The following is a 13,951-nucleotide window of genomic DNA, read 5'->3' on the forward strand; positions in this document are numbered from 1 at the left end:
CATGAAAAAACTCGCTCTATTAGCTTTTACTTTATTTAGTGCGTGGAATATGGATGCTAAAACGATTACCGGACCAGTGGACTATGTCAGTCCGCTGGTAGGTACTCAGTCCAAGCACGCCTTATCTACCGGAAACACTTATCCCGCTATCGCCCTTCCCTGGGGAATGAACTTTTGGGTTCCCCAGACCGGAAAAATGGGGGATGGCTGGGCATATACCTATGATGCCGATAAAATCAGAGGTTTTAAACAAACCCACCAGCCCAGCCCCTGGATCAATGATTACGGTCAGTTCTCCATCATGCCGATTACCGGTAAAGCCGTTTTCGATCAGGATCAGCGTGCCAGCTGGTTCTCGCATAAAGCAGAAACGGCTACTCCTTACTATTACAAAGTATACCTTGCCGACCATGATGTAGTAACCGAGATTGCTCCGACAGAAAGAGCGGCAGCATTCCGCTTCACTTTCCCTGAGAATGATCACTCTTATGTGGTTGTAGATGCTTTCGACAACGGTTCGTTTGTGAAAGTCATCCCTTCGGAAAACAAGATTATCGGTTATACGACCAAGAACAGCGGCGGTGTTCCCGCAAACTTCAAGAATTACTTCGTACTGGAGTTTGACAAGCCTTTTACTTATACGGCAGCTGTTGCCAATGGTAACATCGATACCAATAAACTGGAAGCCAACGATAAGCATGCCGGCGCATTGATCGGCTTTAAAACCCGTAAAGGCGAACAGGTAAATGTACGTGTAGCTTCTTCTTTCATTAGCCCCGAACAGGCGGAACTGAACTTGAAAGAGTTGGGCAAAGATAACATAGACCAGATTGCGGCAAAAGGCCGTAAGGTATGGAACGACGTTTTGGGACGTATCGAAGTGGAAGATGATGATATCGACCATTTGCGTACTTTCTACTCCTGCCTGTATCGTTCGGTACTTTTCCCCAGAAGTTTCTACGAAATAGACGCGAAAGGAGATATCGTTCACTACAGTCCTTATAATGGTGAAGTACTTCCCGGCTATATGTTTACCGATACCGGTTTCTGGGATACGTTCCGTTGTCTTTTCCCTTTCCTGAACCTGATGTATCCGTCTATGAACATGAAGATGCAGGAAGGATTGGTAAATACCTACAAAGAAAGCGGCTTCCTGCCGGAATGGGCAAGCCCGGGACACAGAGGCTGTATGGTTGGCAACAATTCGGCTTCGGTAGTTGCCGATGCTTACCTGAAAGGTCTGAAAGGATATGATATCGAAACCCTTTGGGAAGCTGTAAAGCACGGAGCTAATGCGGTACATCCGCAGGTTTCTTCTACCGGACGTCTGGGCTATGACTACTACAATAAGCTCGGTTATGTTCCTTACAACGTAGGCATCAATGAAAATGCAGCCCGCACACTGGAGTATGCATACAATGATTGGTGTATCTATCAGCTGGGTAAGGCCTTGAACAAGCCTAAAAAGGAAATTGAGATCTTTGCAAAGAGAGCCATGAACTATAAGAATCTGTATGATCCCGAACATAAACTGATGCGCGGCAAGAATGAGGATGGCAAATTCCAGTCTCCGTTCAACCCGTTGAAGTGGGGAGACGCTTTCACCGAAGGAAACAGCTGGCATTATACCTGGTCCGTATTCCATGATCCTCAGGGATTGATCGACCTGATGGGCGGAAAAGACGGCTTCAACCAGATGATGGACTCTGTATTTATCCTGCCTCCTGTCTTTGACGACAGCTATTATGGCGGTGTCATCCACGAAATCCGTGAGATGCAGATTATGAATATGGGTAACTATGCACACGGTAACCAGCCTATCCAGCATATGCTGTATATGTACAACTACTCCGGTCAGCCGTGGAAAGCGCAGCACTGGATTCGTGAAGTGATGGATAAGCTTTATACTCCTGCTCCCGACGGTTATTGTGGTGATGAGGACAACGGCCAGACTTCTGCGTGGTATGTGTTCTCTGCTATGGGCTTCTATCCGGTATGTCCGGGTACGGATGAGTATATTCTCGGTACTCCTTACTTCAAACAGATGAAGCTGCATCTTGAAAATGGAAAGACAGTAACCATCTCCGCTCCAAATAACGGAGACGACAAACGTTATATCTCTTCCATGACCTTGAACGGCAAAGACCATACAAAGAACTACGTGACTCACGAGGACCTTATGAACGGTGCTTCCATCACTTTCAAGATGGATTCCAAACCCAATGAGCAGCGTGGTACCAAAGAAACCGATTTCCCTTATTCTTTCTCCAACGAATTTAAAAAGAAAAAGTAATTTATGAAGAAGCAAGTAAAATATATCAGTGCGGGTATGCTGGCAGGCATGCTCCTTTGTGGCGGTCAGATGCAGGCTGCAAATACGATGTCCGGAATGCATGTATGTGTGACGGACGCTATTCAGAAAGACAATCGTCCGGAAGTTTCCAAACGTCTTTTCCGTTCGAATGCGGTAGAAAAGGAAATCATCCGTGTGCAGAAACTTCTGAAAAACGAGAAACTGGCATGGATGTTCGCAAACTGTTTCCCCAATACCATCGACACTACCGTACACTTCCGCAAAGGCGCGGATGGCAAACCGGACACATTCGTTTATACGGGCGACATTCACGCAATGTGGCTTCGTGATTCGGGTGCGCAGGTATGGCCGTATGTGCAGTTGGCAAACTCCGATCCCGAACTGAAAGAGATGCTGGCAGGTGTTATCCTCCGCCAGTTCAAATGTATCAATATCGATCCGTATGCAAACGCATTTAATGACGGTGCCGTTGAAGACAATCACTGGATGAGTGACCTGACCGATATGAAGCCGGAACTGCACGAACGTAAATGGGAAATCGATTCACTTTGCTACCCGCTGCGTCTGGCTTATCACTACTGGAAAACAACCGGAGATGCCAGCATCTTCTCAGAAGAATGGATTCAGGCTATCACCAATGTGCTGAAAACATTCAAGGAACAACAGCGCAAAGACGGAGTTGGCCCGTATAAATTCCAGCGTAAGACAGAACGTGCATTGGATACATTGAATAATGACGGACTCGGAGCACCAGTGAAACCGGTTGGTCTGATCGTCTCCTGCTTCCGTCCTTCGGATGATGCGACGACTCTTCAATATCTGGTACCTTCCAATTTCTTTGCCGTATCTTCATTGCGCAAAGCAGCCGAAATACTTGATAAGGTAAATAAGAAGACTGCTTTGGCTAAGGAATGCAAAGACCTGGCAAAGGAAGTAGAGACAGCATTGAAGAAATATGCGGTATACAACCACCCGAAATATGGTAAAATCTATGCTTTTGAGGTAGACGGCTTCGGAAATCACTTCCTGATGGATGATGCCAATGTACCGAGCCTGCTTGCCATGCCTTATCTGGGTGATGTAGATGTAAACGATCCTATCTATCAGAATACCCGTAAATTCGTGTGGAGCGAAGACAATCCTTACTTCTTCAAAGGCAAGGCAGGCGAAGGTATCGGCGGACCGCATATCGGTTATGATATGGTGTGGCCGATGAGTATCATGATGAAAGCCTTCACCAGCAAGGATGATGCGGAAATCAAAACCTGTATCAAAATGCTGATGGATACCGATGCCGGAACAGGCTTTATGCACGAATCTTTCCACAAAGACGATCCGAAGAACTTCACCCGTGCCTGGTTTGCCTGGCAGAATACGCTTTTCGGAGAACTGATTCTTAAGTTGGTCAACGAAGGCAAAGTAGATTTATTGAATAGTATCAATTAATAGAATACCATGAAAAAGTTATGTGTATGGGCAGTTGCCGCCCTCTTAATGGCAGCTTGTACACCGAAAGCCGAGAAAACAACGGATTCCGGTTTATTGCAAAGTAACTTCCAGATGGAAGTGGATGGAAAGAAAACAGATTTGTATACCTTGCGCAACAAGAACAACATGGAAGTTTGTGTAACGAACTTCGGTGGTCGTATCGTTTCAGTGATGGTACCCGACAAGGACGGACAGATGCGTGATGTAGTGCTCGGCTTCGATTCGATTCAGGATTATGTCAGCAAGCCTTCGGACTTCGGAGCAAGCATCGGCCGTTATGCTAACCGTATCAACCAAGGTCGATTTACTTTGGACGGTACTGAGTATCAGTTGCCTCAGAATAATTACGGTCACTGCCTGCATGGCGGTCCGCAAGGATTCCAGTACCGTGTGTTTGATGCCGTTCAGCCGAATCCGCAAGAACTGGAATTGACTTACACGGCAGAAGATGGCGAAGAAGGTTTCCCGGGAAATATCACTTGTAAAGTGTTGATGAAGCTGACAGACGATAATGCGATCGATATCCGTTACGAAGCGGAAACCGACAAGCCGACCATTGTGAATATGACTAACCACTCTTACTTCAATCTTGACGGAGACGCAGCCCGTAATGAGGCGCATCTGCTGACAATTGATGCTGACTATTATACTCCGGTAGACAGTACCTTCATGACTACAGGCGAGATCGCTCCGGTTGAAGGAACTCCGATGGACTTCCGCACTCCGACTCCGGTAGGCGCACGTATCAATGACTACGATTTCGTACAGTTGAAGAATGGTAACGGTTACGATCATAACTGGGTATTGAATACCAAGGGCGACATTACCCGTAAGTGTGCTACTCTCGAATCACCGCTGACTGGTATCGTACTCGATGTATATACTAACGAACCGGGTATTCAGGTATATGCAGGAAACTTCCTGGATGGTTCGTTGACCGGAAAGAAAGGTATCACTTACAACCAGCGTGCTTCCGTATGTCTCGAAACTCAGAAGTATCCCGATACTCCGAACAAACCGGAATGGCCTTCGGCAGTACTTCGTCCGGGCGAGAAATATATGAGTCAGTGTATCTTTAAGTTCTCTGTAAACAAGAATTAAAGATAAGTTATATCATTAGTTAACCCAGGGGTGACTAAGAAGTCGGTGCTATCTCCAATCTCCTCCTTCCCGAAGGAGGAGATTGGAGATACTACCAACTTTTTAATCAGTCCAGATACTATTTTAGAAGCATGAAAAACAACCGAAGCAGATGGTATGCCCTTCTTTTAGTCGTATTATCTATCATGACACCGTCAGTTGCACAAAATACAAAGTATGTCAACTTGTTTATCGGTACTTCCGGTGATAACGGACAGGTAGCTCCGGGCGCTGCCGCTCCTTTCGGAATGGTTTGTGTGTGTCCGGATAATGATCCGCGTAGCCATGCCGGTTATGATTATGCAGTGACGAAAGTCTCCGGTATCTCTGTCAACCGCCTTTCCGGAGTGGGATGTAGCGGCGGAGGAGGAAACCTGCGCATTCGTCCGGTAGCTCCTTCACAGGAATTGCATATTAAAAAGTCCCGCGAGAAAGCAACTCCCGGATATTACTCGACAGCTTTTACCAATGGTATCAAAACTGAATTGACAGCGACCAACGCCATGGCGGTGGAACGCTATAAATTTCCCCGAAGCCTTTCCGCTGCCCTTTGGATAGACTTCGCCTCTACGTTTGAAGACGTAGCTACCTGCCATTATAAACGTATATCGGAAACTTGCATCGAAGGCTATGTACAGGCAAAGAACGTCTGCGGACATGGACGCTACAAACTCTATTTCTCCTTAAATACCAGCCATCCTTTCCAGTTGGAAGAACAGAAAGAGACGACTGCCTGCCTTACCTTTGGCAAAAAGGTACGTTCGGTGGAAGTCCGTATCGGACTGTCTGCGTTAAGTTCCGAACTGGCGAGCTGGGAATGTGCCCGTTGGGAAAAGATGGACTTCGAAGATGTGAAATCCCGGACCGCTGATCAGTGGGAAAAACAACTGTCGGCTATCGACGTCAAAGGAGGCAAGAAAGATGACAGGGTCATTTTCTATACTTCCCTGTATCGTACTTACCTGAGTCCGGCGGATGTCAGTTCTCCGGACGGAGCTTATCTGGGTACGGATGGAAAAGTGTATATCTCAGAAGACTTCCGATATTACAGTAACTGGTCGTTATGGGATACCTTCCGCACTAAATTTCCTTTGTTGGTACTGACCGAACCTGCGAAGATGCGGGATATGGCGACTTCCCTGATTCATCTGTATGCAACGGGAAAGAAAGACTGGTCCACCGGATTCGAGTCTACCCCGACAGTACGTACGGAACATGCCGTAATTCTCTTGCTGGACGCTTACCGGAAAGGAATTACCAACCTTGATTTCCGTAAAGGATACGCTGGTATGAAGCAGGAAATGGAGCGGCTGCCCATGCGTTCGCCCGACCAGAAGATGGAATCGGCATATGACTTGTGGGCAATGGCAAAGATTGCGGAAATCATCGGTGAAAAGGCGGATTCCGAACAATACCGGCAACGTTCGGTCTCTCTTTTTGAAGAAACATGGAAAAAGGAATTTATGAATGTGACTCCCGCTTTTGAAGTGATGAAGAACAACGGACTCTATCAGGGAACCCGTTGGCAATACCGATGGGCGGCTCCACAATACATTGATAAAATGATAGAATGGGTAGGGCAGGACTCTCTTCGTTCGCAGCTTACCTATTTCTTCGACCATCACCTTTATAATCAGGGAAACGAACCGGATATCCATGTTCCTTACCTGTTCAACCGACTTGGGGCACCGGAGAAAACCCAGCAGATAGTGCGCAGTCTGATGACCGAACCGATGATCCATAAATATGGAGGCAACTCGGAATTTAAGACTCCTTATCTGGGTAAAGCATTCAAGAATGCCCCCGAAGGGTATAGTCCCGAAATGGACGAAGACGACGGTACGATGAGTGCTTGGTACGTGTTCGGGGCAATGGGTTTCTATCCTCTGCTTGTGGGAGATGAATACTATGATCTGACCTCTCCGCTTTTCGACAGGGTACTGTTGCGGTTGACGAATGGAAACGTACTTACTATTCAGACAGAAGGACGGAAAAAGAAAGACGCACCGATCAAAAGCATCCATTTCAACGGGAAAAAGATTGCTGACTACCGTATATCTCACAATGAACTGATAAAAGGCGGAGAATTGATTTATAATTATAAATAAACCGAATTAAAACAAGGCTGACTAAAAAGTCGGTAGTATCTCCAAAAAAAATATTCAAAATGAAACAGAAACGATCTTTTAAAATAGGTGTTGCGGGTACGCTGCTGACTGTCGGGTTACTGACAGCAGCTTTTACTACACGCACTGCCAGTGAGTCTGTAAGGGTGATGGACCGCCCCGACACAGAATCGACGAATGTGAATTATGTGAGCTATCGGGCCCCGCTCCGTCCGTTGAACTTTATTAAGCTGCCTGTCGGCAGCATCCAGCCGGAAGGCTGGGTAAAGAAGTACCTCGAACTGCAACGTGACGGGCTGACCGGACATCTGGGAGAAATCAGTGCCTGGCTGGAGAAAGATAATAACGCCTGGCTGACAACCGGTGGTGATCATGGCTGGGAAGAAGTACCTTACTGGCTGAAAGGTTATGGCAACCTTGCCTATATCCTGAATGACCCGAAGATGATTGCAGAAACAAAAACATGGATTGAAGGTGTATTTGCCAGTTGCCAGCCCGATGGATACTTCGGTCCTGTCAACGAACGGAACGGCAAGCGTGAATTGTGGGCACAGATGATTATGCTCTGGTGTCTGCAATCTTATTATGAGTATTCTCAGGACCAACGGGTTATTGACCTGATGACGAACTACTTCAAATGGCAGATGACTGTCCCCGACGATAAACTTCTGGAAGACTATTGGGAAAACAGCCGTGGCGGTGACAACATCATCAGTATCTATTGGCTTTATAACCATACCGGAGATGCCTTCCTGCTGGACCTTGCCAAGAAGATTCACCGCAACACAGCCGACTGGACAAAATCAACCTCCCTGCCCAACTGGCACAATGTGAACATCGCCCAGTGTTTCCGCGAACCTGCCACTTATTATATGCAGACCGGAGATTCCGCCATGCTCAAAGCCTCTTATAATGTACATCATTTGATCCGTCGCACTTTTGGCCAGGTTCCGGGCGGTATGTTCGGTGCCGACGAGAATGCCCGTCTGGGATATATCGATCCTCGTCAGGGAGTGGAAACCTGCGGACTGGTGGAACAGATGGCTTCCGATGAGATCATGCTCTGTATGACAGGTGACCCGATGTGGGCTGAGCATTGCGAAGAAGTGGCTTTCAACTCTTATCCTGCCGCTGTGATGCCGGACTTCAAGGCTTTGCGCTACATCACTTGTCCGAATCATACTGTCAGTGACTCAAAGAACCATCATCCGGGTATTGACAACCGTGGTCCGTTCCTTTCCATGAATCCGTTCAGCAGCCGTTGCTGTCAGCATAACCATGCACAAGGCTGGCCTTATTTTTCGGAACATCTGATATTGGCAACTCCCGATAACGGTATTGCTGCCGCCATCTATGCTGCTTGTAAAGCTACGGTAAAAGTGGGTAATGGAAAAGAAATCGTCCTTCACGAAGAGACTAACTATCCTTTTGAAGAAGGCATCAAATTCACCGTTTCTACCGATGAAAAGGTCGATTTTCCGTTCTACCTCCGCATTCCTTCATGGACTGAAGGAGCCGAAGTGCGTGTCAACGGAAAGAAGATCAGTGTGAAACCTGTATCCGGTAAATACCTTTGTATCGAGCGCGAATGGGCGGATGGTGATAAAGTAGAAATGACTCTTCCGATGTCTTTGTCCATGCGTATGTGGCAAGTCAATAAGAACAGTGTAAGTGTGGATTATGGTCCGTTGACTTTATCTCTGAAGATTGACGAGAAATATATAGAAAAAGACAGTCGTGAAACGGCTATCGGTGACTCCAAATGGCAGAAAGGTGCTGACCCGAAGAAGTGGCCTACTACTGAAATCTATGCTAACAGTCCCTGGAACTATTCGTTGGTATTGGATAAGAAAGAGCCTTTGAAGAACTTCAAAGTCGTTCGTAAGTCCTGGCCTGCTGATAACTTCCCGTTCACGGTGGCCAATGTGCCTTTGGAAGTGAAAGCTACCGGCCGGATTATCCCCGAATGGCAGATTGACGAAACTGGACTTTGCGGTGTATTGCCCGAAGAAGATGCGGTGAAAGGCGCTAAAGAAGAGATTACATTGATTCCGATGGGAGCGGCCCGGTTGAGAATATCGGCTTTCCCGAATACAAAGGAGTAACTGGTGATGGAATCAGTTTACTTGAATTTGTTATAAGATAAATCATTTTGATTTAGAAAGATATAAGTGTTTATGATTGCATCATTGGCGAAATGACTGATTTGTGCTATTATTTGGAAAGAATGTTGCCTCCAAACTATCAGAATTTCGCCAATTTTGCAATCTAAATAAAAGATGTTCGTTGAACTAATTTATAATAATACTTATATCAACCATGAAGAATTTAGCATTATGGGCTGTTTCTGCCCTTTTTGTAGCTGCTTGTACCCCGAAAGCCGAGCAACCAACCGACTCCGGCCTGTTAAGAACTAACTTCCAGACTGAAGTAGGTGGTAAGAAAACCGATCTGTACACCCTTCGTAACAAGAACAACATGGAAGTTTGTGTGACGAATTTTGGTGGACGCATTGTTTCTGTGATGGTCCCCGATAAAGACGGTAAGATGCAGGATGTAGTTTTAGGTTTCGATTCTATTCAGGATTATATCAGCAAACCTTCTGATTTTGGTGCCAGCATCGGTCGTTACGCAAACCGTATCAATCAAGGTCGATTCACATTGGACAGCATTGAATATCAGTTGCCTCAGAATAATTACGGTCATTGCCTGCATGGCGGTCCCAATGGATTCCAGTATCGTGTGTTTGACGCTGTGCAACCGAATCCGCAAGAAGTGGAACTGACTTATGTCGCTGCGGATGGCGAAGAAGGTTTCCCGGGTAACATTACCTGTAAAGTCCTGATGAAACTGACAGACGATAATGCAATTGATATCCGCTATGAAGCAGAAACGGATAAGCCGACTATCGTAAATATGACCAACCATTCTTATTTTAACCTTGACGGCGATGCGGCAAATAATGCAGATCATCTGTTGATGGTGGATGCCGATTATTATACTCCGGTAGACAGCACATTCATGACAACCGGTGAGATTGTTCCGGTAGAAGGTACTCCGATGGATTTCCGCACTCCGACTCCGGTAGGGGCACGCATTAACGACTACGATTTTGTACAATTGAAGAATGGAAATGGTTATGACCATAACTGGGTATTGAATGCCAAAGGGGATATTTCCCGTAAATGTGCTTCACTCGAATCTCCCAAAACGGGTATCGTACTGGATGTATATACCAACGAACCGGGTGTTCAGGTATATGCCGGCAACTTTCTGGATGGTTCTCTGACAGGAAAGAAAGGTATCACATATAATCAGCGTGCTTCCGTATGTCTTGAAACTCAGAAGTATCCGGATACTCCGAACAAACCGGAATGGCCTTCGGCTGTGCTTCGCCCGGGAGAAAAATACATGAGTCAGTGTATCTTTAAATTTTCTGTAGATAAGGAATAATCTGCTCGCTCCCAAGAAATAAAAAAATATTTTAGTCTCACGGTCTCACTGTCTTTCTGTAAAGATCAGATAACTAGATGAATAATGAATGAGAGATACCTTCGGAGCAGGGTGTCTCTCATCGTTTTATCCCATAATATGCTCCCAAACAGTGTATCTCTCATCCTTTTTTAAGTTGTCTCTCATCATTCTTTCTGCTACAGACTACAGCTGTATTGATTTTACTCTGCCTGTCATTTGTATGTTGTGACACTTATGTCCTTAGCATATCTCCCTTATATTCTTATATTATCTTACCGACATCTTCATCATTGCACCCGGGTGAACTGATCATTGCACCTGGGTAAACTGATCGTGTCACAGACGTAGACAGTTCGTTCTACCCGGGTGGAACGATGAAGATGTCCTTACGAAAAACTGATAACAATAAGTGAAAATTAAGCGATTATAGGGTTGCTTGGACGAAGAGAAACGGTAAATCAGACAATAATTGCCGCAGTTTATAATTATGTCCGTTATTTGTTTGTATTCTAATAATAATTAGAGTATATTTGTAAGAATGTATAACACAATGAAGTTAACTTGACTTCATCAACAAAACTATTATATGATGAAAAAAATCCTTTTCTTAATGGTGATCTGCGTAGCCACATCGCTTACTTCTATTTTACCGGCTTCGGCTCAGAATTCAGACCAGACCGACGAGTACAAAACTTTACTAAAAAAGATCATGACGCTTTCCGGCAGTTCGGCATCCTCTGAAGCTATAATGTCTCAATTGATGTCGAGTATGAAAAATGGGCCTTTCCAACAAGATGAGGCTTATTGGAAAGATTTTGCTTCAAAATGGACACGGAAGATTGAAGATAAAGTCATGGAAGTATATGCTCCTATTTACCGGCAACACATGACATTAGATGAACTGAAAAAAGTGGTTGCTTTTTATGAATCTCCTGCGGGAAGAAAACTTGGGGAGACTGCAACTGCCGTTGCAACTGAATCAATGCCGATGATACAACAGCTGTCAATGGAAATGGTGCAGGAAATGATGCCGAAGCTTCAGAAATCAAGAGAGTTGGTAAGGGATGACGCTGCCGAACAGGCCAAGACACGCGATCAAAAGTTATTTGATGCGGCTTATACAGCTCCTAAAGATAGCATAGAGATCGTTGCCGATAGAACCTATGAGCATGGCATGGGTACAAAGCCTTTATTGCATTCTATTGAAAGAAGGAAAGATGATACTAAAGTAACGTTCCTGCAACCCATCTATTTCGACTGGCAATGGATGTACTATAGCCCGGGATTTAAAATAGTAGATAAGAAAACCGGTGATGAATACATGGTGAGAGGATACGATGGTGGCGCACCTATGGATAAGTTGATGATTATTAAAGGTTGCAATCGTAAATACATATATGTCAGCCTGTTGTTCCCCAAATTGAAAAAGAACGTGAAGGAAATCGATATAATAGAGGCGCTGACTGATAAAGAGGAGTTGCCTTCCAATGATGACGGTAAAGCTAAGTCTTATTTTGATGTAAAAGTGGACGATTATTTGGTACTTTCCAGAGAAAACAAGAAAGTCTATTATTGATTAAATCTTGTAATAAATAAAAGATATGATCGGTTTAGAAATACGCATAAATGATGAAGATCCGATTACTGTGGCTTCTGATAATTTGGTTTTTGTAAACTTATTACATGGATATTCTTCCGATCGGATTATGGTAATGGGAAGTGATCTTTTACATTACCTTACCTGGTTCGACGGAAGACCTGAAGTTGGTGATAAGGTATTAATTAGAATTGTTGACACTGATAAGGTGGCACCAGTTTTGACCATGAAGGACTGTGATAGGTATGAAATAAAGCAGTGGTATGAACGGTTAAAGGTTGAACTGCAAGAAAAAGGACTGATATAGAAGATATGAAAGGATTGATTATAAAACGAGGGAATGAGGTTTGTAAAGCGGGCATCCCTGATAACGGGGTTAGCTTGATGGTAAATATTACACGTTATGAGGGTGCTTACTGGAACGTGGGTGGTTTGAAAATGCCTGGAGATGTTCATGCTACATGGAATGGAGGTACGCTTGAAGTAGGAGATGAAATAGAGGTGGAATTTGCGGAGTTTGATGAGGCTACGCTGCCTGACACAGAAGAAAGCCATAAATCTCTGTTAGATACAATAGCATTGACACATGTTGATGATAGTCCGGATATGTGGAATCGAAAACTTGATACCTATAATCGGTTGAAAAAAATGCTGAAGGAGGAGAATGATAATATAATATTGAAAATGGAATAGAAAACAGCGTGATATAGTGAAAGTGCACTTTACAGATTATTAGACATGAATATAAAATTTGATGTTATGAATGAAACAGGAAAAGCTAGTTTAATGAGCCGCATAATTATTGGGATAATCGGTCTTATTATGTTTTCCCTAAATGTGTATCTTTACATTTGGGACCCTTTGGAGAAACATTATGATTTAAATAAAATAGTATTTGGTTGGCTCATTGTTTTGTTTATACTTAATTATTTATTTCGACATAGTAAATGTTGGAAGATAGGATACGTTATATCTATAATACTTCTTGCTTTAGCCTATTTTATAATTCCAATGTAGGCCAAAGGTAAGTAAATAAGCAATAGTATGAAAGTCCTTATTTTTGATCTGACATATTTAATCGCTATTGTCTTTTTAGGTATGTGTATATATAATGGTGAGAATATATTGACTCATATTTATTGGACAAGGCTGGTGGTTTTTATTTTTGTCGGGATATGTGCCGTTTTAGGGATCGGCTCATTTATAAATGAAGTAATTGCAAAAAAGATGAAGCCTGGTTTCGTTTCTTATATTAGGGCGATAGTAGGAATGGTTTATATCATATTATTGGTAGTTTCAAATAAAACAGCCTGTTAATGGATTTGTATAATGAATGGGGATGTTTTATCTTTGCAGTGTTTAAAATAAGATACGATGAATAAAAGAGTAACAATACAATTCGCTGACTTTATAAAGAGTAGGATTATCAGTTTATACGTATTCTCAATCTTATGCGAATGGCTATGTATCAGGAAATTCTATATCATTTAATAGTACGGGGAAAATTAAGGCAACTATAACTCAGTTTGTTGGCTTTAACCTTTCTTATGTTATTAATTCTTCAGGGACATACGATAAGAGTGCGGGAAAGGGAAGTGTTACAGTTTCTGCATATTAATGATTATTGAGAATAAAAATTATGATTATGCCTCCAATGTTTTTTGAAATTGTTTATGTTCTGATTTTGTTGATTGGGATATTGGCCGTGTTGAAAAGTCATCAACTTACTAAACCATATAAATATTTATGGGTCATTTTGGTTTTGTTATTTAATCTGTTAGGCATAATTGCCTTTTTGATATGGAAACAGTA

The 13,951-nt window shown here is 43.7% G+C and carries 10 protein-coding genes; all 10 read left to right on the forward strand.

Annotated elements, in window-relative coordinates; genetic code table 11:
* The first annotated feature begins 1 nt into the window (after position 1).
* The 10 genes from HMPREF9007_RS08020 (at position 2) to HMPREF9007_RS07975 (ending at position 13,456) form a co-directional block, all read left to right on the forward strand.
* Complete coding sequence (locus HMPREF9007_RS08020) at positions 2–2,293, forward strand: GH92 family glycosyl hydrolase (protein ID WP_008762490.1); 2,292 nt, start codon at positions 2–4, stop codon at positions 2,291–2,293.
* 48 nt (positions 2,294–2,341) lie between these two features.
* Positions 2,342–3,760: a glycoside hydrolase family 125 protein gene (locus tag HMPREF9007_RS08015; protein ID WP_224200668.1), complete on the forward strand. Its 1,419-nt coding sequence runs from the start codon at positions 2,342–2,344 to the stop codon at positions 3,758–3,760.
* Between the two features lie 9 nt (positions 3,761–3,769).
* Positions 3,770–4,903 carry an aldose epimerase family protein gene (locus HMPREF9007_RS08010; RefSeq protein ID WP_008762492.1) on the forward strand — a complete coding sequence of 378 codons (1,134 nt, stop codon included), beginning with the start codon at positions 3,770–3,772 and terminating at the stop codon, positions 4,901–4,903.
* 131 nt (positions 4,904–5,034) lie between these two features.
* Complete coding sequence (locus HMPREF9007_RS08005) at positions 5,035–7,050, forward strand: GH92 family glycosyl hydrolase (protein ID WP_008762493.1); 2,016 nt, start codon at positions 5,035–5,037, stop codon at positions 7,048–7,050.
* Positions 7,051–7,109: 59 nt separating this feature from the next.
* Positions 7,110–9,173, forward strand: a complete 2,064-nt coding sequence (locus tag HMPREF9007_RS08000; protein ID WP_008762494.1) for a beta-L-arabinofuranosidase domain-containing protein — start codon at positions 7,110–7,112, stop codon at positions 9,171–9,173.
* Positions 9,174–9,387: 214 nt separating this feature from the next.
* Entirely contained in the window at positions 9,388–10,521 is a 1,134-nt protein-coding gene (locus HMPREF9007_RS07995) for an aldose epimerase family protein (RefSeq protein WP_008762495.1), read from the forward strand.
* Between the two features lie 610 nt (positions 10,522–11,131).
* Positions 11,132–12,118, forward strand: a complete 987-nt coding sequence (locus HMPREF9007_RS07990; RefSeq protein ID WP_032850594.1) for a DUF2059 domain-containing protein — start codon at positions 11,132–11,134, stop codon at positions 12,116–12,118.
* 25 nt (positions 12,119–12,143) lie between these two features.
* Positions 12,144–12,446: a hypothetical protein gene (locus HMPREF9007_RS07985; protein ID WP_008762497.1), complete on the forward strand. Its 303-nt coding sequence runs from the start codon at positions 12,144–12,146 to the stop codon at positions 12,444–12,446.
* Positions 12,447–12,451: 5 nt separating this feature from the next.
* Positions 12,452–12,832: a hypothetical protein gene (locus HMPREF9007_RS07980; RefSeq protein WP_008762498.1), complete on the forward strand. Its 381-nt coding sequence runs from the start codon at positions 12,452–12,454 to the stop codon at positions 12,830–12,832.
* 351 nt (positions 12,833–13,183) lie between these two features.
* Positions 13,184–13,456 (forward strand): hypothetical protein, encoded by a 273-nt coding sequence (locus tag HMPREF9007_RS07975; protein WP_008762499.1) that lies wholly within the window; start codon positions 13,184–13,186, stop codon positions 13,454–13,456.
* Positions 13,457–13,951: the final 495 nt, after the last annotated feature.

Origin of the sequence: Bacteroides sp. 1_1_14 (assembly GCF_000162515.1) — a bacterium.
Classification (GTDB): domain Bacteria; phylum Bacteroidota; class Bacteroidia; order Bacteroidales; family Bacteroidaceae; genus Bacteroides; species Bacteroides thetaiotaomicron.